The 23118-nt window shown below is 59.3% G+C and carries 25 protein-coding genes; 20 read left to right on the top strand and 5 right to left on the bottom strand.

What is annotated here, in order from left to right; all coding sequences use genetic code 11:
• Window positions 1-2: 2 nt before the first annotated feature.
• Both ACRDD5_RS02040 and crfC read right to left on the bottom strand, forming a co-directional pair.
• Complete coding sequence (locus ACRDD5_RS02040) at window positions 3-881, bottom strand: diguanylate cyclase regulator RdcB family protein (protein WP_271281344.1); 879 nt, start codon at window positions 879-881, stop codon at window positions 3-5.
• Window positions 878-3232, bottom strand: a complete 2355-nt coding sequence (gene crfC / locus ACRDD5_RS02035) for a clamp-binding protein CrfC (RefSeq protein ID WP_438675750.1) — start codon at window positions 3230-3232, stop codon at window positions 878-880. The genes ACRDD5_RS02040 and crfC overlap by 4 nt, the downstream gene beginning before the upstream one ends.
• Before the next feature lie 572 nt (window positions 3233-3804).
• Here crfC and ACRDD5_RS02030 point away from each other — a divergent pair.
• The 17 genes from ACRDD5_RS02030 (at window position 3805) to ACRDD5_RS01950 (ending at window position 16056) form a co-directional block, all read left to right on the top strand.
• Window positions 3805-4140, top strand: a complete 336-nt coding sequence (locus ACRDD5_RS02030; RefSeq protein ID WP_271281342.1) for a zinc ribbon domain-containing protein YjdM — start codon at window positions 3805-3807, stop codon at window positions 4138-4140.
• Between the two features lie 87 nt (window positions 4141-4227).
• Window positions 4228-4662 carry a VOC family metalloprotein YjdN gene (gene yjdN / locus ACRDD5_RS02025; protein WP_438675749.1) on the top strand — a complete coding sequence of 145 codons (435 nt, stop codon included), beginning with the start codon at window positions 4228-4230 and terminating at the stop codon, window positions 4660-4662.
• A gap of 134 nt (window positions 4663-4796) precedes the next feature.
• On the top strand, window positions 4797-5585 hold the full coding sequence (phnC, locus tag ACRDD5_RS02020; RefSeq protein ID WP_438675748.1) for a phosphonate ABC transporter ATP-binding protein: 789 nt from the start codon (window positions 4797-4799) through the stop codon (window positions 5583-5585).
• Between the two features lie 24 nt (window positions 5586-5609).
• Complete coding sequence (phnD, locus tag ACRDD5_RS02015; protein WP_438675747.1) at window positions 5610-6626, top strand: phosphonate ABC transporter substrate-binding protein; 1017 nt, start codon at window positions 5610-5612, stop codon at window positions 6624-6626.
• A gap of 116 nt (window positions 6627-6742) precedes the next feature.
• On the top strand, window positions 6743-7522 hold the full coding sequence (gene phnE / locus ACRDD5_RS02010) for a phosphonate ABC transporter, permease protein PhnE (protein WP_438675746.1): 780 nt from the start codon (window positions 6743-6745) through the stop codon (window positions 7520-7522).
• Window positions 7523-7542: 20 nt separating this feature from the next.
• Window positions 7543-8268 carry a phosphonate metabolism transcriptional regulator PhnF gene (gene phnF, locus ACRDD5_RS02005; protein ID WP_438675745.1) on the top strand — a complete coding sequence of 242 codons (726 nt, stop codon included), beginning with the start codon at window positions 7543-7545 and terminating at the stop codon, window positions 8266-8268.
• Window positions 8269-8721, top strand: a complete 453-nt coding sequence (gene phnG, locus ACRDD5_RS02000; RefSeq protein ID WP_438675744.1) for a phosphonate C-P lyase system protein PhnG — start codon at window positions 8269-8271, stop codon at window positions 8719-8721. It begins immediately after the preceding gene.
• Window positions 8718-9302 (top strand): phosphonate C-P lyase system protein PhnH, encoded by a 585-nt coding sequence (phnH, locus tag ACRDD5_RS01995; RefSeq protein WP_271281335.1) that lies wholly within the window; start codon window positions 8718-8720, stop codon window positions 9300-9302. The genes phnG and phnH overlap by 4 nt, the downstream gene beginning before the upstream one ends.
• A complete protein-coding gene (locus tag ACRDD5_RS01990) occupies window positions 9302-10366 on the top strand; it encodes a carbon-phosphorus lyase complex subunit PhnI (RefSeq protein WP_438675743.1) in 1065 nt (354 codons plus the stop codon). Before phnH ends, ACRDD5_RS01990 begins: the two co-directional genes overlap by 1 nt.
• Window positions 10359-11204: an alpha-D-ribose 1-methylphosphonate 5-phosphate C-P-lyase PhnJ gene (gene phnJ, locus ACRDD5_RS01985; protein WP_271281333.1), complete on the top strand. Its 846-nt coding sequence runs from the start codon at window positions 10359-10361 to the stop codon at window positions 11202-11204. The genes ACRDD5_RS01990 and phnJ overlap by 8 nt, the downstream gene beginning before the upstream one ends.
• Window positions 11201-11956 (top strand): phosphonate C-P lyase system protein PhnK, encoded by a 756-nt coding sequence (gene phnK / locus ACRDD5_RS01980; RefSeq protein ID WP_271281332.1) that lies wholly within the window; start codon window positions 11201-11203, stop codon window positions 11954-11956. Before phnJ ends, phnK begins: the two co-directional genes overlap by 4 nt.
• 9 nt (window positions 11957-11965) lie before the next feature.
• Window positions 11966-12646, top strand: coding sequence for a phosphonate C-P lyase system protein PhnL (gene phnL, locus ACRDD5_RS01975; protein WP_438675742.1), 681 nt, complete (start codon window positions 11966-11968; stop codon window positions 12644-12646).
• Window positions 12643-13779 (top strand): alpha-D-ribose 1-methylphosphonate 5-triphosphate diphosphatase, encoded by a 1137-nt coding sequence (gene phnM / locus ACRDD5_RS01970; RefSeq protein WP_438675741.1) that lies wholly within the window; start codon window positions 12643-12645, stop codon window positions 13777-13779. The genes phnL and phnM overlap by 4 nt, the downstream gene beginning before the upstream one ends.
• On the top strand, window positions 13776-14327 hold the full coding sequence (gene phnN, locus ACRDD5_RS01965) for a ribose 1,5-bisphosphokinase (RefSeq protein ID WP_271281361.1): 552 nt from the start codon (window positions 13776-13778) through the stop codon (window positions 14325-14327). The genes phnM and phnN overlap by 4 nt, the downstream gene beginning before the upstream one ends.
• On the top strand, window positions 14320-14754 hold the full coding sequence (phnO, locus tag ACRDD5_RS01960) for an aminoalkylphosphonate N-acetyltransferase (protein WP_271281329.1): 435 nt from the start codon (window positions 14320-14322) through the stop codon (window positions 14752-14754). Before phnN ends, phnO begins: the two co-directional genes overlap by 8 nt.
• A 9-nt stretch (window positions 14755-14763) precedes the next feature.
• On the top strand, window positions 14764-15522 hold the full coding sequence (gene phnP / locus ACRDD5_RS01955; RefSeq protein WP_438675740.1) for a phosphonate metabolism protein PhnP: 759 nt from the start codon (window positions 14764-14766) through the stop codon (window positions 15520-15522).
• 72 nt (window positions 15523-15594) lie between these two features.
• Window positions 15595-16056: a hypothetical protein gene (locus tag ACRDD5_RS01950; protein WP_438675739.1), complete on the top strand. Its 462-nt coding sequence runs from the start codon at window positions 15595-15597 to the stop codon at window positions 16054-16056.
• Here ACRDD5_RS01950 and yjdP read toward each other — a convergent pair.
• The 3 genes from yjdP to ACRDD5_RS01935 form a co-directional block, all read right to left on the bottom strand.
• Window positions 16053-16370 (bottom strand): DDRRRQL repeat protein YjdP, encoded by a 318-nt coding sequence (gene yjdP / locus ACRDD5_RS01945; RefSeq protein ID WP_271281326.1) that lies wholly within the window; start codon window positions 16368-16370, stop codon window positions 16053-16055. The genes ACRDD5_RS01950 and yjdP overlap by 4 nt on opposite strands.
• Window positions 16371-16440: 70 nt before the next feature.
• Window positions 16441-17073 carry a GNAT family N-acetyltransferase gene (locus ACRDD5_RS01940; RefSeq protein ID WP_438675738.1) on the bottom strand — a complete coding sequence of 211 codons (633 nt, stop codon included), beginning with the start codon at window positions 17071-17073 and terminating at the stop codon, window positions 16441-16443.
• Between the two features lie 107 nt (window positions 17074-17180).
• A complete protein-coding gene (locus tag ACRDD5_RS01935) occupies window positions 17181-19487 on the bottom strand; it encodes an ATP-binding protein (RefSeq protein ID WP_438675737.1) in 2307 nt (768 codons plus the stop codon).
• A 134-nt stretch (window positions 19488-19621) separates the two neighbouring features.
• Here ACRDD5_RS01935 and ACRDD5_RS01930 point away from each other — a divergent pair, with 134 nt between their 5' ends.
• The 3 genes from ACRDD5_RS01930 to ACRDD5_RS01920 are packed head-to-tail and all read left to right on the top strand — an operon-like array spanning window position 19622 to window position 23108.
• Entirely contained in the window at window positions 19622-21142 is a 1521-nt protein-coding gene (locus tag ACRDD5_RS01930; protein WP_271281324.1) for a sugar ABC transporter ATP-binding protein, read from the top strand.
• Window positions 21139-22134 (top strand): ABC transporter permease subunit, encoded by a 996-nt coding sequence (locus tag ACRDD5_RS01925; protein ID WP_271281323.1) that lies wholly within the window; start codon window positions 21139-21141, stop codon window positions 22132-22134. Before ACRDD5_RS01930 ends, ACRDD5_RS01925 begins: the two co-directional genes overlap by 4 nt.
• Window positions 22135-22166: 32 nt before the next feature.
• Window positions 22167-23108, top strand: coding sequence for an ABC transporter substrate-binding protein (locus ACRDD5_RS01920; protein ID WP_271281322.1), 942 nt, complete (start codon window positions 22167-22169; stop codon window positions 23106-23108).
• Window positions 23109-23118: the final 10 nt, after the last annotated feature.

Here is a 23118-nt window from a genome sequence, read left to right as displayed (position 1 = left end):
ACCTACTCGCCAAACACCTCTTCCACCATCGCCTTTGCCAGCCTTGTCGCCGAACAGAGTCTCGGCATACCCAGCGCCACATTCTGCCAGCTCTGCGTCACAGACCAGCACACCGGATGGCGATCGCCATCGCACCAGTCTCCCAGCCAGCCCAGCATGTCTTTATAGTCGATAATGCCCGGGGTACTGGGCGTGTTCAGCCACTGATGATAAAAATGGCGGGTGGCCGGCGCGGCATTAATGCCCAGCGCCAGATAGTTGGCCACCATGCTTTGGAGATTGTCTTTAAGCATCGCGCTGACATCCGCATTCGCCAGCCGACAGGCGTCACCAAATGCTCCCCAGCGCAGCTCCTCCAGCACTACATAGCCCCGCCCGGCCAGCGACCAGCCGTCGTAGTGCCCGGCGCGCCAGCGGGTAAAAATCTGTTCGCTGTGCTCGCCCGCCTGCACCGTTAAGCCACGCTGGCTGAGGGCTTTTTCTTTGAAGGCGGCGCGCTGATGAAAATGTGAGGAGAGAATGTCGTACTGCTGTACGAGGCCGATGGGCGGTTGGTTGCGCAGTCTGGCCTGCTGGCTCAGCGTGGTTAAGGTGTGGGTCATGCGGGTCAGCGCAAGATGCCCGGGGTCGAGCATCCCGGCCAGCTTCTCTGCCAGTCCCAGCCGCAGCACAGCATTTTCGTTGAACATTCCCCCCATCGCCCACTGGCGAAGCTGCGTCTGCGCCATGATCTCCTGGCTTAAACGTTCACGAAACTGCTGCTGTTTCGACGCCAGCGGGGCGTGACGCATCGCGTCCCCGCCCTGAACCAGGTCGACCATAAATTTAGGATGAATACATTCCAGCGTCCGCCCGGGACCGTCCAGTAGTTGTTTTGTCATGGTTGCTCTGCCGCGAATAGCGTTTGAATATCATCGCGTAACAGTCGGGTATCTTCCTGAATCCACGTCGCGGTAGTAATACACTGCTGCAACAGCTGGCTGAGCGCACGAGTGGCATGCTCATTTTGCTGACGCACCGCGAGGCTATCACGCAAGCTTTCCTGTAACCCTGCAAGACATAAGGAGAATTCGGCAAAGAATGTCGCCATGCCTGCTGTAACAGAGACATCGACCTGGGCGGCCAAAGCTTTACGGATTTGTTCACAAAAATGCGCGATATGACGTTTAAATTTTTCGTGCAGCTGTGACACGTTGATAACGTATCGGGTGCGCGTCACCACATAATCGTCCCAGCCCCAGCCTGGATTATTCAGCCAGCGTGAGACGGTATCACGCACGCCGCCCACGCCCTGCCCCCGGCCGCTGGTTGGGCTCTCAGGGGCAATGGCGTCGTTGAACAACCCCCGGGTATTAAAGTTAAGCTGATTCGCCTGGAAAGCCGGGAAGCTGATCCGCGCACGAAAACCGGCGTGGCTTAGCTCATCCTTGATGCGCAGCTCAATCGGGCGCATAGCGTCATTCAGCGAGCGGGCCAGCGTCGACTCCAGCTGATCGAAGCGCAGCCCCAGCTCACGGGCAATTTTGTTCTGGGCATCGAACAGTATCAGCTCGCACGAGGAGTGGATTTTACTCAGCAGGATCTGCGCCTGCCCTTCGTCGTCCAGCACCAGCTGTTCCGGCGCGGTCTGTTCATCGGCGCGCACGCTGGCGGCATCATGACCCGCCAGATCGAGGATATTCTCCCGACTGAAAATAGGGGCGATCGCGCACAGGATCTCGTTCTGCTGGGTGGCGATAAAGATCTCCGTCGCCTCCAGCGCCTCTTCCACCTCATGCCTCACCTCATCGCTGACCACCTCCTGCCGGTTGTGCAGTAGCGCCATGTCCTCTTCCAGCCGCGTAATATTGCGCTGCAGCTCGTCGAAGGCAATGGTCAGTCCCTGATAGCGAAAATCAAGATACTCGCGGGCATTTTGGGCATAGTTAAGGAGCTTATGCGACGCAGAGCGCAGAGCATACAGCGAGGCGTTGGCGTAGGCGGCGTAGATCAGTTTGCGGATCGGCTGTTCGAAAAGGGAGTCTTCCCACAGCAGATCGGCAGAATGACGAACGTGTTCAATATCATCCAGATCGGCCGTCCGCCAGCGGCGCCCCAGTGCGGCTTCGGCAAAATCCTGCACCCAGCGCTGCGCCTGCGGATTGGGCAGCTTGCCGTAGAGCGCCAGTTCGTGACGCGCGCGGTTCGCCAGATAGCCCCACATCGATGACACCGGAAAAATTTGCCCGGGGGAAATATGCCCCTTCATCAGCGTGCCAGAGATCATCGCCCGCACCTGCTCTTCGTCATCGCTGTTGCGGTCTTTCTGATCGAACTTATTCACCAACGCGTACAGCGGCACCGACTTGCCGACGGCAGAAATGGCCTGACGTACCTCAGCATCAGAAATCGACTTCAGTTGGGTATAATCCATCACCGCCAGCACCGCCGACGCGCGGGAGAGCTGCTCGGTCAGCATTTTTTGCAGGTGCGGCTGCCCGGCTTCATTGGGGCCGGGGGTATCAAGCAACGTTAATTGCCCAAGATGAGTATCGAGACCGGCCAGATGGACAAATTCCACCTCAATAACGGGAATATTTTCAATCGCCGCATAGGCAGCAAAAGGGAAGTCAGCACCCACCACCTGAGAAAGGCGCACTAAATCATTTAAATTTTTTAAACAGATAAAAATAGGTTCAGCACCGAGATAATGCTTTTCAAACGCTTCGCCGGATTCAATGCGCCCAAGCAGCGCATTCATGTCTTTATCAATTTCCAGCTGCTGCGCCAGCTTGCCACGATCGTAATTAGCGAGCTTCTTTTGCATCTGCCTTATTAATGTATCGATCGGTGCAACGTGCGAAAAATGCAGCACCGGCTCCTTTTGTCCGGGGGTATGGCGAATCAGCGTCGGCAGCGCGGTCATCGGGCGGTTGCGGTTCGGCAACACTTCGGTCCCAACAATCGCGTTAATGGTGGTCGACTTCCCGGCCTTCATGGTGCCGACGATCGCCAGCACCATCTCCAGACGGGTAATTTTACGCAGCTCGTTGTTCAGCATTGACTGCTGGGCTTCCAGGCCGCGGGCATTGAAATGCAAAGGAATAATATTGCTTACTTCGCCGGTCATGGCTGCAGTTGTGCTCTCCAGCATTGCTGCAGGCATCGCGCTCAGCGCCTCAAGATTCTGTAAAGAGAGCTGGAGTAGCCGCTCAGCTTCCTGGCTTAATTCAAATATTGTCTGTGTGTGCATAACAAAAGGTTCCCTTAACACAAATTTTATTTAACCGAATAGTTTTAAGAATGAAGGCTCGGTTTTTATGATTACGTGCGGCAAAGATGTTTAATGAAATATAATTCCCGGATCGCAGACAAAATATATTCTTAATAGCGTAAGCCGTTGGCACACGTTCCTTCGGTCAGGGAAACCGAAAGAATAAGAGCGTAGACCAATTTCTGGGAAATTCAGGTTAAATCATTATTACCCACCCAAAATGGGGGGGATCCATCCTGCCAGACAGAACGTAGCAGGTCAGACAAGTGCAATAAAAATCTTAAGAGTCTTCACCTTATCCGAAATGCCCCGGCGTATCAATTTGCCGCAATAAAATATTCTCGCTTTTAATGACCGCTGTTTCTATGGGGTATCTGAACTCAGGTCGCCGACAGGTGATGTCACCGGTAACACTTTTTTTAGCAGCGGATAAAAAACAATATCACCGACAACAGTAAGGACATGCGCTATACTTGCCGCCTTTTTCGACAATCTGTCGATTTTTGGCGGGCCATATTGCCGCCGGTTCGCACTATTTTGAGGAGAACACCATGCAATTACCACACTGTCCAAAATGCAGTTCTGAATACACTTACGAAGACAATGGCATGTTCATCTGCCCGGAATGCGCCCACGAATGGAATAACGCAGAACCCGCGCAAGATAGCGATGTGTTAATCGTGAAAGACGCCAACGGCAATTTGCTGGCAGACGGCGACAACGTCACTGTGGTCAAAGACCTGAAGGTTAAAGGCAGCTCGTCGATGCTGAAGATTGGCACCAAAGTGAAAGGGATCCGTCTGGTCGAAGGCGATCACAACATCGACTGCAAAATCGACGGTTTTGGTCCAATGAAACTCAAATCCGAGTTCGTCAAAAAGAACTAATAATCCTGGTATACGCCCGGCTGCGCTTCGCTCACCGGGCCTATGCCAACTAAACTTAATGGGCTTCTCTTACCTGAGGTAAAGATTATGCCATTAAGTCCTTACATCTCTTTTGCCGGTAACTGCACAGAGGCGATGGCCTTCTACCAGCAGTCGCTCGGTGCAGAACTCCTCTATCAAATGACCTTCGGCGAGATGCCCAAAGACGGGCAAAGCAGTGATGAAGGTTGCCCCTCCGGCATGCAGTTCCCCGACACCGCCATCGCCCACGCCAACCTGCGCATCGCCGGCAGCGATATCATGATGAGTGACGGTACGCTCAGCGGCAATGCTCACTATTCGGGATTTACGCTGGTGCTCGATACCCAGGACGTGGCCGAAGGCAAGCGCTGGTTCGACAGCCTGGCGGCCAGCGGCACGGTCGAGATGGCCTGGCAGGAGACTTTCTGGGCGCACGGGTTCGGCAAAGTGACCGATCAATACGGCGTGCCCTGGATGATCAACGTCGTTAAACAGCCGTAATCCTGACGGCGGGAGCGCCTGCTCTCGCCTGTCATCGCTTTCACGCCAACTCTTCAAACTCCCGCAACAGAGACTTAACCTAAATGTCACATTGATCCGCCAGCATGAGGCCACATTTGAATCGAGGCCTCACTATGCAAACTGTCATCCGCGTCGAGAAACTGAGCAAAACCTTTGCACATCACAAGGCGCTCCATGCCGTGGATCTGGCGGTCCGGCAGGGCGAAATGGTGGCACTGCTGGGGCCTTCCGGTTCAGGAAAATCGACCCTACTGCGCCATCTGAGCGGCTTGATCATCGGCGATAAAACGCCAGAGAGCCACATTGAGCTACTGGGCGATACCGTGCAGCGTGCGGGCCGCCTGGCGAGTGACATTCGCAAAAGCCGCGCGCAAACCGGCTACATCTTCCAGCAGTTCAACCTGGTGAATCGCCTGACGGTGCTGGACAACGTGCTGATCGGCGCCCTCGGCAGTACCCCCTTCTGGCGCACCTGCTTACGCTGGTTCTCCGCCGAACAAAAACAGCAGGCGCTACAGGCCCTGACTCGCGTCGGGATGGTGCACTTCGCCCACCAGCGCGTTTCGACGCTTTCTGGCGGCCAGCAGCAGCGTGTCGCCATCGCCCGCGCGCTGATGCAGAAAGCCAAAATCATTCTGGCCGATGAGCCGATTGCCTCACTCGACCCGGAATCCGCCCGCATCGTGATGGAAACCCTGCGCGACATTAACCAGAACGACGGCATCACCGTGGTGGTGACGCTGCATCAGGTGGATTACGCCCTGCGCTACTGCGAGCGCATCGTCGCGCTGCGTCAGGGACATGTGTTTTACGACGGCGCAAGCCAGGCATTTGATAACGAACGCTTTGACCATCTCTATCGCAGCATCAACCGCGTCGAAGAGAACGCGCAGGCTGCTTAAACCTTCCCGACCTGAGGACCCGACATGAGTTATAAGGCCGTTGCCGCGCTGGCGTTTACCAGCATGTTCAGCATCACTACCCTGGTCAGCCCCGCTTTCGCGCAGGAGCAGGAAAAGGCACTGAACTTTGGCATTATTTCGACAGAATCACAGCAGAACCTGAAACCCCAGTGGGAACCGTTCCTGAAAGATATGGAAAGCAAACTGGGCATCAAAGTAAACGCCTTCTTCGCCCCGGATTACGCGGGCATTATCCAGGGGATGCGCTTTAACAAAGTCGATATCGCCTGGTACGGCAACCTTTCCGCAATGGAAGCAGTAGACCGCGCCAACGGCCAGGTATTTGCCCAAACCGTTGCCGCAGACGGCTCGCCAGGCTACTGGAGCGTGCTGATCGTCAACAAAGACAGTCCGATCAACAACCTCAACGACCTGCTCGCCAAACGTAAAGACCTGACCTTTGGCAACGGCGACCCGAACTCCACCTCGGGCTTCCTGGTGCCGGGCTATTACGTCTTCGCCAAAAACAACATCACCCCCAACGAATTCAAGCGCACGGTCAACGCCGGGCATGAAACCAACGCCCTGGCCGTTGCCAATAAGCAGGTGGACGTTGCCACCAACAACACCGAAAACCTCGACAAACTGAAGACGTCTGCCCCGGACAAGCTGAAAGAGCTGAAGGTGATCTGGAAATCGCCGCTGATCCCTGGCGACCCGATTGTATGGCGTAAAAACCTCTCCGAGAGCACCAAGGACAAGGTGTACGACTTCTTTATGAACTACGGCAAAACGGCCGAAGAGAAAACCGTGCTGGAACGTCTGGGCTGGGCACCGTTCCGCGCCTCCAGCGACCTGCAGCTGGTGCCAATTCGCCAGCTGGCGCTGTTCAAGCAGATCCAGGGCGTGAAGGATAACAAAGGCCTGAAGGAGGAAGAGAAGACCAGCAAAGTCTCTGCCATCCAGGCGCAGCTGGACGATCTCGACCGCCTGACCGCCGCGCTGGGCGCCATGACCAGCGTGAATAAAGCGGTGCAGTAACGCTTTTCTCCCTCTCCTGTGGGAGAGGGCCGGGGTGAGGGCATCAGCGCACACATTTCCCCCTCACCCTAACCCTCTCCCTCAAGGGAGAGGGGACTAAACCCAAAGGAGCCCACATGCAAACCATCACCCTCCCACCGCCAAAACGCAGCTGGTTCTCGCTCATCAGCTGGGCCGTACTGCTGGCGGTGCTTGTTATCTCGTGGAAGGGCGCGGAGATGAACCCGCTCACCCTCTACACCGATGCGGGCAACATGGCGACCTTTGCCGCCGACTTCTTCCCGCCGGACTTTAGCCAGTGGCAGGACTACCTCGGCGAAATGGCCATCACCCTGCAAATCGCCGTCTGGGGTACCGCGCTGGCAGTCGTTCTCTCGATTCCGTTTGGCCTGATGAGCGCCGACAACATCGTGCCCTGGTGGATCTACCAGCCGGTGCGTCGCCTGATGGATGCCTGTCGCGCCATCAACGAAATGGTCTTTGCGATGCTGTTCGTGGTCGCCGTCGGTCTGGGGCCGTTCGCCGGGGTACTGGCGCTGTTTATTCACACCACCGGCGTGCTCTCCAAACTGCTCTCCGAAGCGGTCGAAGCCATTGAACCCGGCCCGGTCGAAGGCATTCGCGCTACCGGGGCCAACAAGCTCGAAGAAATTCTTTACGGCGTCCTGCCGCAGGTGATGCCGCTGCTGATCTCCTACTCCTTGTACCGTTTTGAATCCAACGTCCGCTCTGCCACCGTCGTGGGGATGGTGGGAGCAGGGGGGATTGGCGTCACCCTGTGGGAAGCCATTCGCGGCTTCCAGTTCCAGCAAACCTGCGCCCTGATGGTGCTCATCATCGTGACGGTCAGCCTGCTGGATTTCCTCTCACAACGACTGCGTAAGCACTTCATCTGATAAGCGAGGCATTGATCGATATGCACTTATCCAGACATCCGACCAGTTACCCCACCCGCTGGGAAGAGATTGCGGCAAAGCTCGAAGTGGAACTCCGCGCCCACTACCGCTGTGGCGACTACTTACCTGCTGAACAACAGCTTGCCGACCGCTACGAAGTGAACCGCCACACCCTGCGCCGCGCCATCGACCAGTTGGTGGAGCGCGGCTGGGTGCAGCGCCGTCAGGGAGTTGGCGTGCTGGTGCTGATGCGCCCGTTTGATTACCCGCTCAACGCCCAGGCGCGGTTTAGCCAGAATCTGCTCGATCAGGGCAGCCATCCCACCAGTGAAAAACTGCTCTCGGTGCTGCGCCCGGCCTCCCACCACGTCGCCGATGCGCTGGGGATCCAGGAGGGTGACAACGTGGTGCACCTGCGCACCCTGCGCCGGGTCAACGGCATCGCCCTGTGCCAGATCGACCACTACTTCGCCGAGCTGACGCTGTGGCCAGTGCTGCAAAACTTCACCAGCGGATCGCTACACGACTTTCTGTTTGAAGTGTCAGGTATCGCCCTGAAGCGCACCCAGACGCGGATCAGCGCCCGCCGCGCAAAGGCCAAAGAGAGCAAAGTGCTGGAGATCCCCAACATGGCCCCCCTGCTCTGCGTACGCACCCTTAACCACCGTGACGGCGAGATCAACGCGACGGAATACTCCGTCAGCCTGACCCGCGCCGACATGATTGAATTTACGATGGAGCACTGAATGCACTTCGACACCTCCACCCGTCAGCGCTGGATGGCCGTACTGGCCCACAGCCAGCCTGCCGCCCTTGCCGCACGCATGACGGCGCTGAACCTGGCGCCCTCTTATGAGCTTATCCGTGCCCCTGAAACCGGTCTGGTGCAGATCCAGGCGCGGATGGGCGGCACTGGCGCACGCTACTTTGCGGGTGATGCCACCCTGACCCGCGCCGTGGTGCGCCTCGCCAGCGGCACGCTCGGCTACAGCTACCAGCTTGGGCGCAACAAACCCCATGCCGAGCAGTGCGCCGTTATTGACGCCCTGCTGCAGGAAACCGCCCATTTTCAGACCCTGATGGAAACCTTAATTACCCCGCTGGAAGCCGACCGCGCGGCGCGCATTGCCGCCCGCCTGGCCGAAACCAACGCCAGTCGGGTCGACTTCTTTACGCTCGTTCGCGGAGACAACGCATGACCCTTCAACCCGCTTTTACCCACGCCGTACCGGATGCCCAGCACAGTTTTCGCCGTCTGCTGAAAGCGATGAGCGAACCGGGCGTCATCGTCTCACTGCATCAGCTTAAGCACGGCTGGCAGCCGCTGAACCTCGCCACCACCAGCGTGCTGCTGACCCTGGCGGATAACGACACCCCGGTGTGGATCTCCGGCGCGCTGAATAACGATCTGGTCAGCACCAACCTGCGCTTTCACACCAGCGCCCCGCGGGTGGATCAGCCCCAGCTGGCCGTCTTCGCCGTGGCAAACGAGCAGATCGGCCACGAACAGCTGAACGCCCTCAGCGCAGGCAGCGCCGTGGCCCCGGAGACCAGCGCTACCCTGATTTTGCAGGTCGCAAGCCTCAGCGGCGGCCGCATGCTGCGCCTGACCGGCGCCGGGATCGCCGAAGAGCGGATGGTCGCCCCGCAGCTGCCGGAGTGCATCATTCATGAGCTGACCGAACGTCCGCACCCGTTCCCGCTGGGCATTGACCTGATCCTCACCTGCGGCGAACGCCTGCTGGCAATTCCGCGAACCACCCACGTGGAGGTGTGCTGATGTACGTTGCCGTCAAAGGGGGCGAGAAGGCGATAGCCGCCGCCCACGCGCTGCAGGAACACAGACGCCGGGGTGATGACCAGCTTCCCGAGCTGGGCGTGGCCCAGATTGAGCAGCAGTTAAACCTGGCCGTGGACCGGGTGATGACCGAAGGCGGCATCGCCGACCGCGAGCTGGCTGCGCTGGCGCTCAAGCAGGCCAGCGGCGATAACATCGAAGCCATCTTCCTGCTGCGCGCCTACCGTACCACGCTGGCAAAGCTGGCGGTCAGCGAGCCGCTGAAGACCGCCGACATGCGCCTGGAGCGGCGGATCTCCGCCGTCTACAAAGACATACCCGGCGGTCAGCTACTCGGTCCGACCTACGACTACACCCATCGCCTGCTCGATTTCACCCTGCTGGCGAATGGTGAAGCGCCAACCCTGAAAACCGCCGATGCGCCGCAGGATACCGCCCCGCACGTCTTTAGCCTGCTGGCGAACCAGGGCCTGGCAAAGGCAGAAGAGGATAACGGCAGCGAGCCTGACGACATCACCCGTACCCCGCCGGTGTATCCGTGCTCGCGCGCCTCGCGCCTGCAGCAGCTGATGCGCGGCGACGAAGGCTATCTGCTGGCGCTGGCCTACTCCACCCAGCGCGGTTACGGGCGCAACCACCCGTTCGCCGGAGAGATCCGCAGCGGCCATGTCGATGTCTCTATCGTGCCGGAAGAGCTGGGTTTTGCGGTCAACGTCGGCGAACTGCTGATGACCGAGTGCGAAATGGTCAACGGCTTCGTCACCCCTCAGGATGACGCCCCCCATTTCACCCGCGGCTACGGGCTGGTGTTCGGGATGGGCGAGCGCAAGGCGATGGCGATGGCGCTGGTGGACCGGGCGCTACAGGCCCCGGACTACGATGAGACGGTGGCTGGCCCGGCGCAGGACGAAGAGTTTGTGCTGGCCCACGCGGATAACGTCGAGGCCGCCGGGTTTGTCTCGCACCTCAAACTGCCGCATTACGTCGATTTCCAGGCCGAACTGGAACTGCTGAAACGTCTGCAACGGGAGCACAACCATGGCTAATCTCAGCGGCTACAACTTTGCCTATCTGGATGAGCAAACCAAACGCATGATCCGCCGCGCCATTTTAAAAGCGGTGGCCATCCCCGGCTATCAGGTGCCGTTCGGTGGCCGCGAGATGCCAATGCCTTACGGCTGGGGTACCGGCGGGATCCAGATCACCGCCAGCGTGATTGGCGGGTCTGACGTGCTGAAAGTCATCGACCAGGGCGCAGACGACACCACCAACGCGGTGTCGATCCGCCAGTTCTTTGAGCGCGTCACCGGGGTCAACACTACCGAGAAAACCGAAGATGCGACGCTGATCCAGACCCGGCATCGCATCCCGGAGACGCCGCTGACGGAAGATCAGATTTTGATTTTCCAGGTGCCGATCCCGGAGCCGCTGCGCTTTATCGAGCCGCGCGAGACCGAAACCCGCACCATGCACGCGCTGGAGGAGTACGGCGTGATGCAGGTGAAACTGTATGAAGATATCGCCCGCTTCGGCCATATCGCCACCACCTACGCCTACCCGGTGAAAGTTAACGGGCGTTATGTGATGGACCCGTCGCCGATCCCGAAGTTCGATAACCCGAAGATGGACATGATGCCTGCCCTGCAGCTGTTTGGTGCCGGGCGCGAAAAACGCATTTACGCCGTGCCGCCGTTTACCCGCGTCGAGAGCCTCGACTTCGACGATCACCCGTTTACGGTGCAGGAGTGGGACGAGCCGTGCGCGATTTGCGGCTCAAAACACAGCTATCTTGATGAAGTGGTGCTGGACGATACGGGCAAACGGATGTTTGTCTGCTCCGACACCGATTTTTGCCGCCAACAGAGCGAGGCGAACAGCCAATGAAACCGCTGCTTTCGGTCAACAACCTGACCCACCTTTACGCGCCGGGCAAAGGCTTTAGCGACGTCTCCTTCGACCTGTGGCCGGGCGAAGTGCTGGGGATTGTCGGCGAGTCCGGCTCCGGCAAAACCACCCTGTTAAAGTCGATTTCCGCCCGTCTGGCGCCGCAAAATGGCGAGATCCTGTATCAGGATCACTCCCTGTACGGGATGAGCGAAGCCGAGCGCCGCCGCCTGCTGCGCACCGAGTGGGGCGTGGTGCATCAGCATCCGATGGACGGCCTGCGCCGCCAGGTGTCGGCGGGGGGCAATATCGGCGAGCGGCTGATGGCCACCGGGGCACGCCACTACGGCGACATCCGCGCCACCGCACAGAAGTGGCTTGAAGAGGTTGAAATTCCCGCCTCGCGCATCGACGACCTGCCGACCACCTTCTCCGGCGGCATGCAGCAGCGTCTGCAGATTGCCCGCAACCTGGTCACCCATCCGCAGCTGGTGTTTATGGACGAACCCACCGGCGGGCTGGATGTGTCGGTGCAGGCGCGCCTGCTGGATCTGCTCCGCGGGCTGGTGGTAGAGCTGAACCTCGCGGTGGTGATTGTCACCCACGATCTGGGCGTTGCCCGCCTGCTGGCCGACCGCCTGCTGGTGATGAAGAACGGCCAGGTGGTGGAAAGTGGATTAACCGACCGGGTACTCGACGACCCGCACCATCCGTACACTCAGCTGCTGGTGTCATCGGTTTTGCAAAACTAAGAGGTCAACATGATCCGCGTAGAAAACGTCAGTAAAACCTTTGTCCTGCACCAGCAAAACGGCGTGCGCCTGCCGGTGCTGAAAGATGCTTCTCTGCATGTGGCACCTGGCGAATGCGTGGTGCTGCACGGCCATTCCGGCAGCGGTAAATCAACCCTGCTGCGCTCGCTGTACGCCAACTATTTGCCAGATGAAGGCCACATTCATATTCGTCACGGCGACGAATGGGTGGACCTGGTGCATGCCCCGGCACGCAAGGTGCGCGACGTCAGGCGCACGACCATCGGCTGGGTAAGCCAGTTTTTGCGGGTGATCCCGCGCATCAGCGCCCTGGACGTGGTGATGCAGCCGCTGCTGGATCTGGGCGTGCCGCGCGAGGTCTGCGCCGCCAAAGCCGCCAGCCTGCTGACCCGCCTGAACGTACCGGAGCGCCTGTGGCACCTCGCCCCTTCCACTTTTTCCGGCGGTGAGCAGCAGCGGGTGAACATCGCCCGCGGCTTTATCGTCGACTATCCGATTTTACTGCTCGATGAACCGACCGCCTCGCTGGATGGCAAAAACAGCGCGGCGGTTATCGCACTGATCGAAGAAGCCAAAGCGCGGGGTGCAGCGATCGTCGGGATCTTCCACGACGACGCCGTGCGCGATCGCGTGGCGGATCGTCTGCACCCGATGGGGATCACCGCATGATCATTAATAACGTAAAGCTGGTGCTGGAAAACGACGTCGTCGACGGTTCGATTGATATTCAGGACGGCGTTATTCGCGCCTTTGCCGAAACCCACAGCCGCCTGCCAGAGGCGATGGACGGCGAAGGCGGCTGGCTGCTGCCGGGGCTGATTGAGCTACACACTGACAACATGGACAAGTTCTTTACCCCGCGCCCGAAGGTCGACTGGCCTGCCCATTCGGCGATGAGCAGCCACGACGCGATGATGGTCGCCAGCGGGATCACCACCGTGCTGGATGCGGTGGCGATTGGCGACGTGCGCGACGGCGGCGACCGGCTGGAGAATCTGGAGAAGATGATCAACGCCGTGGAAGAGACGCAGAAGCGCGGCCTCAACCGCGCCGAGCACCGCCTGCATCTGCGCTGCGAGCTGCCGCATCACACTACGCTGCCGCTGTTCGAAAAGCTGGTGGGCCGCGAGCCGGTGACCCTGGTGTCGCTGATGGATCACTCCCCGGGCCAGCGCCAGTTCGCCAATATCAACAAGTACCGCGAATATTATCAGGGCAAATATTCCCTCAATGACGAGCAGATGGCGCGTTACGAAGAGGAGCAACTGGCACTGGCGGCGCGCTGGTCGCAGCCCAACCGCCAGGCCATTGCGGCAATCTGCCGGGAACGAAATATCGCCCTCGCCAGCCACGACGACGCCACTGCGGATCATGTACGTGAATCCCAGCAGCTGGGCAGCGTCATCGCCGAATTCCCCACCACCTTCGAGGCGGCAGAAGCCTCACGCCAGCACGGGATGAACGTGCTGATGGGCGCCCCGAACATCGTGCGCGGCGGATCGCATTCCGGCAACGTGGCGGCAAGCACGCTGGCGACCCTCGGCCTGCTGGATATTCTCTCCTCCGATTACTACCCGGCCAGCCTGCTGGATGCGGCGTTCCGCGTCGCCGACGACGAGGGCAACAGCTTTACGCTGCCGCAGGCGATCCGGCTGGTAACCAGCAACCCGGCGCAGGCGCTCGATCTCCAGGATCGTGGTGTCATCGCCGAAGGTAAACGGGCTGACCTGGTGCTGGCGCATCGTAAAGGTGAGCACATTCATATTGACCACGTCTGGCGTCAGGGAAAACGGGTGTTCTGATGGGAAGACTTATCTGGTTGATGGGGCCGTCGGGCTCCGGAAAAGACAGCCTGCTGGCGGCCTTGCGCCAGCAGTCACACCCGCAGCTGCTGGTGGCGCACCGCTACATTACGCGCGCCGCCAATGCGGGCAGCGAAAACCATATCGCCCTGAGCGAGCCGGAGTTTTTTACCCGCGCCGGGCAGCAGCTGTTTGCCCTGAGCTGGCACGCCAACGGCTATTATTATGGCGTGGGCCTGGAGATTGACCTGTGGCTGCACGCCGGGTTCGACGTCGTCGTGAACGGTTCGCGCGCGCATCTGCCCCAGGCGCAGGCGCGCTACGCGAAGGCGCTGCTGCCGGTCTGCCTGCAGGTTTCACCGGATATCCTGCGTAGCCGACTGCAAAGCCGCGGCCGGGAGAACGCCAAAGAGATCGACCAGCGGCTGGAACGCGCGGCCCGCTACACGCCGTCTCAGTGTCCGGTACTGGATAACGACGGAAGTTTGCTACAGTCAGTCGACAACCTGCTTTCACTCATTCATCAGAAGGAGAAAAACCATGCCTGAGTGTGCGTTGCGTCCGGCTACCCCTGAGGACGTTGAGGCCGTGTACGGCCTGATTTGCGAGCTCAAACAGGCGGAGCTGGACCGGTCGGCGTTTCACGCCGGGTTCGCCGCCAATCTGCAGGATCACAATATGCGCTATCAGCTGGCCGAGCAGGACGGGCACATTGTCGGCATGATCGGCCTGCATATGCAGTTCCACCTGCATCACGCCAACTGGATCGGCGAGATCCAGGAGCTGGTGGTGATGCCCCAGGCGCGCGGGTTGAAGGTCGGCAGCCAGCTGCTGGCCTGGGCAGAACACGAAGCCCGCCAGGCCGGGGCGGAGATGACGGAACTGTCCACCAGCGTGAAGCGCCATGATGCGCACCGCTTTTATCTGCGCGAAGGCTATGCGCAGAGCCACTTCCGCTTCACCAAACCTCTGTAAGGCGGCGCCATGAGTCTGACCCTCACCCTGACCGGCACCGGCGGTGCGCAGCTGGTGCCCGCCTTTGGCTGTGACTGCCAGGCCTGCCGTCGGGCGCGGTTGCAGGAGGCGTATCGCCGTCGCCCCTGCAGCGCGGTGGTCAAATTCAACGATGCGGTGACCCTGCTGGACGCGGGGATCCCGCACCTGATGGACGACTGGCCGGCGGGCAGTTTTCAGCAGATTTTACTCACCCACTACCACATGGATCACGTCCAGGGACTGTTCCCGCTGCGCTGGGGCGTGGGGGCGACGATCCCGGTGTACGGCCCGCCGGACGACGCGGGCTGTGACGACCTGTTTAAACACCCGGGAATTCTGGATTTTAGCCATACGATGGCACCCTTTGTGGTGTTTGAGCTGCAGGGCCTGCGGGTCACGCCGCTGCCGCTGAACCACTCGAAGCTGACGTATGGCTATTTACTGGAAAGCGCCCACAGCCGGGTAGCGTGGCTCTCTGATACCGCCGGACTGCCGGAAAAAACGCTGAAGTTTTTACTCAATAATCAGCCGCAGGTCATCGTGATTGATTGCAGCCACGAACCGCGCGAAGAAACCCCGCGCAACCATTGCGATCTCAATACCGTTATCGCGCTGAATGAGGTGATTGGCTGCCCGCAGGTTATCCTGACCCACATCAGCCATCAGTTCGACGTGTGGATGATGAACAACCCGCTGCCGGAGGGAATTGAAGCGGGGTACGACGGCATGGTGCTGGTGCTGGATTAACATCACTTCACCGTCTCTTCACTTACGCTGATTATCCTCCCCTTCAGAATCAATACCCTGGAGGGACATTACATGACGAAAACACGCCGCATCATCCATCACGCCTGCTGGTTTGCTTTGTTGGGGCCACATATTGGGGTGCTGGTCACCCTCGCAGAGGAAATGCAAAGCACTACCCTCACACCTGGCCAGTTCCTGCTGGAGATACTCAGTATTTTGCCCATTTTCATCGTATTAACATGGGTTATCGGCGGTGTTCCTGCCTTACTGACCGGTATTGCAATGGCCTGTCTCCCGCCGCGGATTTACGCGTGTGTCTGGCAAAGAGTGCTCATTTGCGGTGCGATTGGGGCAGCCATCGCGTCAATTGTCTGGCTGGTTTTTATCAGCGCGATGGATGAAGCATTTATCTGGATGTCGGTCGGACCTGGCTTAATGGCCGGAATGATGATGGGGTGGATTGTGCCGTCTCTGCCCTTTCGTGGCGAGACGACACAAACGTATGCCGTTATAACCCAGGGGCCCGACCGCTAGCGATCGTAATCATTCTCTAACTGGCGCTCGTCATCTTCCAGCCGACGTCGATCGTCATCCAGCTGGCGCTGACGCTCATCTAAACGCTGACGTCGGTCTTCAAGCTGTTTGCGACGATCGTTATATTGCCGACTGTCGCTATTGCGCCGCGCGTCATAGCGATCGTCATCATCGCTGCGGCTATTGTCCGGCTTATAGGCGTCATTGATCGCCTGCTGGATATTGCCCACCGCGTCGTCAATAAGATCGGCCTGCGCCAGCGGGTTGATAAGTGTCAGCAGCACAAAAAACAGAGGAAGGGATGTCGATTTCATAAAGCCAGTCTCACAGGGTGGGCTGGCTTCAGGTTAATAAAGTGTGACAAAAGGAAGTAGCGGAGGAATCTCAAATTCTGTACTGAGGTGACTCCTCCATCATCTGGTTAGCTCTCTGTTTATTCTCAGCAACCAAAACAACACCACGGCATTTTTGGTCAGGGGAAAGGCTCCAGATGCGATCCTCAGGAATACAACCGCCATCGTAAATCACCTTACTGCCATCGTAAGGCCAAAATGCACCTTGTTCGGTATCCAGCACGAAAACAGCGATTTGATCCGACTCACGAGCAATCTTTTGCCAAAGCATTTTCCCACCTTCGTACTGATCAAAGTCGCTGATCAACGTCATGCCACACTGCAGTACCAGGGCCTCATACAGCCTTGTTGCCAGCCCTTTATCACGCTCGCCAGGGTCAACGCATACTCCTTCAACCTGAACAACATTGGCCTCTTCCCAGCAGCGCTCGACGGCAACGATATCGTTGCCGAGCGTTGGTTTGCGCTGTAAATCCAGCGCCGCCACAACCCGGTGGCGTGGAACGCCCTCAAAGACTTCGATATCCGCTTCTATAATCGCAGCCCGGGGCGTCTGACTATCATAAATGACATGCAGCAAACGCCCAGAAAGCTCGAACTCTTCAACCCGTTTGAAGGCGCGTGCGACGGTCATCGGGCTATAGGTTGTAGGCATCACGATCATATGTGAGTCCCCTCTCGTCAGTACTGGCATAATTCCCTTTATATCCCAATCCACTCAATTTTGCGCAGATTAGCATCACTGACTTCGATGACGCGATTGATTAATTCTTAAACATATCGCTTATTTTTTTCTGCACGTGTTCCGATTTTACGCAGCGCCTGCGCCAGCTGCGCCCGGGTAAACGGCTTGCGCAGCCGCTCCACCTCCGGCAGCTGTGGGTTGTGCGCCGGGCGGAGATCCTGGCCGCTCATCAGCAGCACCGGAAGATGCGGGAAGTGCTGGCGGACATGCTGGATCACCTCTGCGCCGCTCAGGCTGCCGGGCAGCATCAGGTCGCTGATAAACATTTCGATATCCGTCGATGCCGCCAGCATCTGCAGCGCCTGCTCGCCGGTTTCGGCCTCCAGCGTCAGGTAACCCAGCTGGTGGAGCTGTTCGCACAGGGTTTGCCGGACGTCGGATTGATCGTCCAGCACCAGCACCAGCCGATCGCTTTGCGGCGCGGTGGCCGTGGCCAGCGCTTCCGGCTGAGGAAGCGCCTGCAGCGTCGAGCGGGGCAGATGCAGGCGCACGGTGGTGCCTTGACCTGGCGCGCTTTCAATCTCGACCCGCCCGCCGGACTGGCGCACAAAGCCGTACACCATCGACAGCCCCAGCCCGCTGCCGCTGCCGGTCTGCTTGGTGGTGAAGAAGGGTTCGAAGACCTGGGACTTGATCGCCTGCGACATGCCGCATCCGTGGTCGATCACCTCCAGCGCCACCATATCCTGTCTGCGGCCATCGCTGCGGGTCACCCGCTGATTCCAGGTGCGAATTCTGATCGCACCGTTTTGTCCGTCCATTGCGTCGCGGGCATTCATCACCAGGTTGATAATGGCGTTTTCCAACTGGCCGACGTCAATCCACGCGGACCACGCCGGGGTTTGCGCTTCGATCTCGAGGGTGAGCGTGGAGGGCAGCGAATGGCACATCAGCTCCCCGAGGTTTTCCAGCAGCGGCTTCATCTCCACCGCATGCGGGTTCAGGGACTGTTTGCGCGAGAACGCCAGCAGGCGCTGGGTCAGCAGCGCCCCGCGCTCGGCGGCTTTCAGCGCCCGGCTGATACGCGGCGCGTCCGGCGAATCCGGGTTTACCAGCTCCAGGCTGCCGATGATCACCGCCAGCAGGTTGTTAAAATCATGCGCCAGCCCGCCGGTCAGCTGCCCAACGGCCTTCATCTTCTGGCTGTGCAGCAGCGCCTCTTCCAGCCCCTGCCGCTCAAGGCGATCGATCTCCATCTGCGAGGTCTTCTCTTTCAACAATCGGGTGGTGTGCTCCAGCGAGGCGGTATTGCGGGCAAAGACGTTAAATGCCCGCGCCAGCTCGCCCAGCTCATCCCGCCGCTGCAGCGCAGGCACCGACACATCCTGTTCGCCGTGGGCCAGCCGCGACATCGCCCGGGAGATCGCCGTCAGGTTGGAGCCCAGATTGCGGTAGATATACCAGCAGGCACAGGCGGTAATGATCAGCGCCAGGACGGCAAACACCGAGATAAAGACGCTGATTGAGCGCAGCTCCTGATGGCTCTGGGCGGTGCGCAGCTGCGAGGCTTCGGCGACCTGCTCCACGTACTGATTGATATCCGTGTTTAAGATCGCCACCAGCGCCTTGATATGGAACATATACCAGCCGATCGCCAGATCGCTCTCTTCCAGCTGCCGGGAAAGCGGGCCGAGCTTGTTCAGTTCGGCGTTGAAATCGGGCAGCACGAAGTTCACCACCGGCTGGGTGGCCTGCCGGGGGATCATCGCCGTTATCGTATCCAGCTGCTGAATGGTCGCACGCGGTGAAGGGGTTTCGATGGCGGCCGCTATCAGCCGATCCATCTCGCTGAGCAGCCGCGCGTCCGGCACGTTGCTGGCGTAGCGGTGGTTAATGTCCTGCAGATGGCGGAGATAGCTCTGGTTCTGGTAGAGAGAGCTGAGCAGCGCGTTGCGTTCCTGATGACGCCGCTGCCCGCGTTCCAGCATCCCGGTCACGCTTTGCTGTAACTCATTGCTGCGCTGGATAATCCGCGCCACCAGCGCCGGTTCCTGCTGCGCCAGCGGAGCATCGGCAAGCTGTTCCAGCGCACCGCGCAGTGCGGTCTGGGTCTGTTTTAGCCGCTCGGCTTCCCCTTTATATTCCAGCGCTCCCACCACCTGCGACAGGCGCACCGCCGCCGTCGCCACGTTGGCGGTTTCGCGCGCCAGGTTCATGCTGCCGGTCATGTCGTCCAGCGTCTGGCGCTGGACCTGCTCCTGAATGTGACTGGCATGACGAAAGCCCAGCACTGCCACGCCGCTGACCATCAGCGTTACCGCCACCACCAGCAGATTGAAAATCAGCAGGCGCCCGCGGGCGCTGGCGAAAAAGGGGGGACGGCGTGAAGGCATGTTGGCTCCATGACGGGGAAAATTGTGACGCCCGTTAACTATTCATAACTATGACAAATATGAACGACTTCTGACATTTTGCATTTATCAGGCTGTGATGAAGTGCGGATATCGACCTTCACAGGAGATCCGCCATGAGCAGGACCCCGGTTTTAGAGATGCGCAATATTGCCAAAACCTTTGGCAACTTCCACGCGCTCAAGGGTGTGGATCTGACGGTCTTCCCCGGCGAGATCCATGCCCTGATGGGCGAAAACGGTGCCGGAAAAAGCACGCTGATGAAAATTCTCGCCGGGGCGTATACCGCCAGCGGTGGCGAGATCCTGATTGACGGCCAGCCGTTCCACATCAAGGGGCCGAAAGATGCCCTTGCAGCGGGCATTACCCTGATCTACCAGGAGATGCAGCTGGCCCCGAACCTCACGGTGGCGGAAAACATCTTTTTGGGCAGCGAGCTGTCGCGCGGCGGACTGGTGCAGCGCAAAACCATGGCGGCGCAGGCGCAGGCGGTTATCGATCGGCTGGGGGCGCACTTCAAGGCCACCGACCTGGTGATGAAGCTGACCATTGCCGAGCAGCAGCAGGTGGAAATCGCCCGCGCCCTGCACCGTAACAGCCGCATTCTGGTGATGGATGAACCCACCGCCGCCCTGTCGTCGCGCGAAACCCAGCGCCTGTTCGAACTGATTTTGCGCCTGCGCGACGAAGGGATGGCGATCATCTATATCAGCCACCGTATGGCGGAAGTGTATGAACTCTCCGACCGGGTCAGCGTGCTGCGCGACGGCCAGTACGTCGGCAGCCTGACCCGCGACAAGCTCAACGCCACCGAACTGGTGCGTATGATGGTCGGCCGACCCTTAAGCGATCTGTTTAACAAAGAGCGCGACATCCCCCTCGGCAGCCCGCGCCTCAACGTGCATCACCTGACCGACGGCGGCAAAGTGCAGCCGTGCAGCCTGCAGGTGCGCTCGGGCGAAATCGTCGGCCTGGCCGGGCTGGTGGGTGCCGGGCGCTCCGAGCTGGCACAGCTGATTTTTGGCGTGCGCAAAGCCACCGGCGGCATGATTGAGGTGGACGGCGAGCCGGTGGTGATCCACTCCCCGCGCGCCGCCATCGACCACGGGATCGGCTTTTTAACCGAGAACCGCAAGGAGCAGGGGCTGTTTCTGGAACTGGCGGCGCAGGACAACATCACCATGGCGACGCTGGAACGCGACGCCAACTGGGGGATGCTGAATCGCAAGAAGGCACAGTCAATTTCTGATGACGCCATTGCCCTGCTGAACATCCGCGTACCCCATGCCCAGGTGCGCGCGGGCGGACTGTCCGGCGGCAATCAGCAAAAGCTGCTGATTTCGCGCTGGGTGGCGATTGGCCCACGCATTCTGATCCTCGATGAGCCGACGCGCGGTGTGGATGTCGGTGCCAAAAGCGAGATCTACCGGATCATGAACCAGATGGCGCGCAAAGGGGTGGCGATCCTGATGATCTCCAGCGAACTGCCGGAAGTGGTCGGCATGAGCGATCGCGTGTATGTGATGCGCGAAGGTAGCATCGCCGGGGAGCTGCACCGAAACGACATCTCCCAGGAAAACATCATGACGCTGGCAACCGGCGTTAACGACTCTCATCACCAGGCGGTAACACCATGACTCACTCAACCAATCCGCAGCAGGAAGCCAAATCCGCTTCTGCCAAAAAGATGCTGATGGGCGATCTGATGCAAACGGTCGGCATCCTGCCGATTTTGATCCTGATTGTCGCGGTATTTGGCTTTATTGCGCCCAACTTCTTCACTGAAAGCAACCTGCTGAACATCACCCGCCAGGCGTCGATCAATATCGTACTGGCGGCGGGGATGACTTTCATTATCTTGACCGGCGGGATCGACCTGTCGGTGGGCTCGATTCTGGGCACCACCGCGGTGGCGGCGATGGTGGTATCGCTGATGCCGGAGCTGTCGATGCTGTCGGTCCCGGCGGCGCTGATGCTCGGGCTGGCGCTGGGAACCATCAACGGGGCGCTGGTGGCCTTTGCCGGACTGCCGCCGTTTATTGTCACGCTCGGCACCTATACGGCCCTGCGCGGCGCGGCGTATCTGTTGGCGGATGGCACCACGGTGATTAACTCCAGTATCGGCTTTGAGTGGATCGGTAATAACTACCTTGGGCCGGTGCCGTGGCTGGTGGTGATTGCGCTGGCGGTGATCGCCATCTGCTGGTTTATCCTGCGTCGTACCACGCTGGGGGTCCATATTTACGCGGTGGGCGGCAACATGCAGGCGGCGCGCCTGACGGGCATCAAAGTGTGGCTGGTGCTGCTGTTTGTCTATGGCATGAGCGGTCTGCTATCGGGTCTTGGCGGGGTGATGAGCGCCTCCAGGCTGTACAGCGCCAACGGCAACTTAGGCACCGGCTACGAGCTGGATGCGATCGCAGCGGTGATCCTCGGCGGCACCAGCTTTGTCGGCGGGATCGGCACGATCACCGGCACGCTGGTCGGGGCGCTGATCATCGCCACCCTCAATAACGGCATGACGCTGATGGGCGTCTCTTACTTCTGGCAACTGGTGATCAAAGGGGCGGTGATCATCATTGCAGTGCTGATAGACAAATACCGTACCCGACATCATCAAAGTGCATAACAACAATACCCTACAGAACGAGGAATAAAAGCATGCGATTAAAACCTCTTGTTACCGCGCTGTGTGCTGGCGCACTGCTTGCCTCCGCGCCGTTTGTGCAGGCCAAAGATCTGAAATCTATCGGCGTGACGGTGGGCGATCTGGCGAACCCGTTCTTCGTGCAGATAACGAAAGGGGCCGAGCTGGAAGCCCGCAAGCTGGCGGGTGATAACGTGAAAGTGACCCTGGTCTCCAGCGGGTACGATCTCGGCCAGCAGGTGTCGCAGATTGATAACTTTATCGCCGCCAAAGTCGATATGATCATTCTTAATGCCGCTGACTCGAAAGGGATCGGTCCGGCGGTGAAGCGGGCGAAAGACGCCGGGATCGTGGTGATCGCGGTTGACGTGGCGGCCGAAGGAGCCGATGCCACCATCACCTCCAACAACACCCAGGCGGGTGAGCTGGCCTGTAAACTCATTACCGACCGCCTGAAAGGCAAAGGCAACGTGGTGATTATCAACGGTCCTCCGGTGTCTGCGGTGCAAAACCGGGTGGAAGGTTGCCAGACCGAATTCAAGCGCCATCCGGATATCAAGGTGCTGTCCTATAATCAAAACGCCAAAGGCAGCCGCGAAGGCGGGCTGGAAGTGATGACTTCCCTGCTGGCTGCCAATCCGAAGATCGACGGGGTATTTGCGATAAACGATCCGACGGCGATCGGGGCCGATCTGGCAGCGAAGCAGGCCCAGCGTAGCGAATTCTTTATCGTTGGCGTGGATGGATCCCCGGATGCGGAAGAGGCGCTGAAGCGCGAGAACTCGCTGTTTATCGCCACCCCAGCCCAGGATCCGCAGGTGATGGCGTCCAAAGCGGTGGAGATTGGCTACGGCATTCTGCAGGGCAAACCGGCGCCGAAAGAGCCCGTGCTGATCCCGGTGACGATGATCGATAAGAGCAACGTCGGGAATTATAAGGGCTGGACGGTGAAATAAGCCTTGTGCG

Source organism: Silvania sp. (assembly GCF_051656365.1).
GTDB lineage: Bacteria > Pseudomonadota > Gammaproteobacteria > Enterobacterales > Enterobacteriaceae > Enterobacter > Enterobacter hatchlandensis.
Note: the sequence above shows the minus strand (reverse complement) of the source record. Positions and strands in the feature narration are given on the sequence as shown.

What these genes read in the sequence shown, in the direction of transcription:
- ACRDD5_RS01940 (WP_438675738.1), bottom strand. Translation starts at nt 17,073, where the DNA reads ATGATCGTGATGCCTACAACCTATAGCCCGATGACCGTCGCACGCGCC.
- yjdP (WP_271281326.1), bottom strand. Translation starts at nt 16,370, where the DNA reads ATGAAATCGACATCCCTTCCTCTGTTTTTTGTGCTGCTGACACTTATC.
- phnP (WP_438675740.1), top strand. Translation starts at nt 14,764, where the DNA reads ATGAGTCTGACCCTCACCCTGACCGGCACCGGCGGTGCGCAGCTGGTG.
- phnL (WP_438675742.1), top strand. Translation starts at nt 11,966, where the DNA reads ATGATCCGCGTAGAAAACGTCAGTAAAACCTTTGTCCTGCACCAGCAA.
- phnG (WP_438675744.1), top strand. Translation starts at nt 8,269, where the DNA reads ATGCACTTCGACACCTCCACCCGTCAGCGCTGGATGGCCGTACTGGCC.
- phnE (WP_438675746.1), top strand. Translation starts at nt 6,743, where the DNA reads ATGCAAACCATCACCCTCCCACCGCCAAAACGCAGCTGGTTCTCGCTC.
- phnM (WP_438675741.1), top strand. Translation starts at nt 12,643, where the DNA reads ATGATCATTAATAACGTAAAGCTGGTGCTGGAAAACGACGTCGTCGAC.
- ACRDD5_RS01920 (WP_271281322.1), top strand. Translation starts at nt 22,167, where the DNA reads ATGCGATTAAAACCTCTTGTTACCGCGCTGTGTGCTGGCGCACTGCTT.
- ACRDD5_RS01935 (WP_438675737.1), bottom strand. Translation starts at nt 19,487, where the DNA reads ATGCCTTCACGCCGTCCCCCCTTTTTCGCCAGCGCCCGCGGGCGCCTG.
- ACRDD5_RS02040 (WP_271281344.1), bottom strand. Translation starts at nt 881, where the DNA reads ATGACAAAACAACTACTGGACGGTCCCGGGCGGACGCTGGAATGTATT.
- phnF (WP_438675745.1), top strand. Translation starts at nt 7,543, where the DNA reads ATGCACTTATCCAGACATCCGACCAGTTACCCCACCCGCTGGGAAGAG.
- ACRDD5_RS01990 (WP_438675743.1), top strand. Translation starts at nt 9,302, where the DNA reads ATGTACGTTGCCGTCAAAGGGGGCGAGAAGGCGATAGCCGCCGCCCAC.
- phnO (WP_271281329.1), top strand. Translation starts at nt 14,320, where the DNA reads ATGCCTGAGTGTGCGTTGCGTCCGGCTACCCCTGAGGACGTTGAGGCC.
- ACRDD5_RS02030 (WP_271281342.1), top strand. Translation starts at nt 3,805, where the DNA reads ATGCAATTACCACACTGTCCAAAATGCAGTTCTGAATACACTTACGAA.
- crfC (WP_438675750.1), bottom strand. Translation starts at nt 3,232, where the DNA reads ATGCACACACAGACAATATTTGAATTAAGCCAGGAAGCTGAGCGGCTA.
- phnC (WP_438675748.1), top strand. Translation starts at nt 4,797, where the DNA reads ATGCAAACTGTCATCCGCGTCGAGAAACTGAGCAAAACCTTTGCACAT.
- phnJ (WP_271281333.1), top strand. Translation starts at nt 10,359, where the DNA reads ATGGCTAATCTCAGCGGCTACAACTTTGCCTATCTGGATGAGCAAACC.
- ACRDD5_RS01925 (WP_271281323.1), top strand. Translation starts at nt 21,139, where the DNA reads ATGACTCACTCAACCAATCCGCAGCAGGAAGCCAAATCCGCTTCTGCC.
- yjdN (WP_438675749.1), top strand. Translation starts at nt 4,228, where the DNA reads ATGCCATTAAGTCCTTACATCTCTTTTGCCGGTAACTGCACAGAGGCG.
- phnD (WP_438675747.1), top strand. Translation starts at nt 5,610, where the DNA reads ATGAGTTATAAGGCCGTTGCCGCGCTGGCGTTTACCAGCATGTTCAGC.
- phnH (WP_271281335.1), top strand. Translation starts at nt 8,718, where the DNA reads ATGACCCTTCAACCCGCTTTTACCCACGCCGTACCGGATGCCCAGCAC.
- phnK (WP_271281332.1), top strand. Translation starts at nt 11,201, where the DNA reads ATGAAACCGCTGCTTTCGGTCAACAACCTGACCCACCTTTACGCGCCG.
- ACRDD5_RS01930 (WP_271281324.1), top strand. Translation starts at nt 19,622, where the DNA reads ATGAGCAGGACCCCGGTTTTAGAGATGCGCAATATTGCCAAAACCTTT.
- ACRDD5_RS01950 (WP_438675739.1), top strand. Translation starts at nt 15,595, where the DNA reads ATGACGAAAACACGCCGCATCATCCATCACGCCTGCTGGTTTGCTTTG.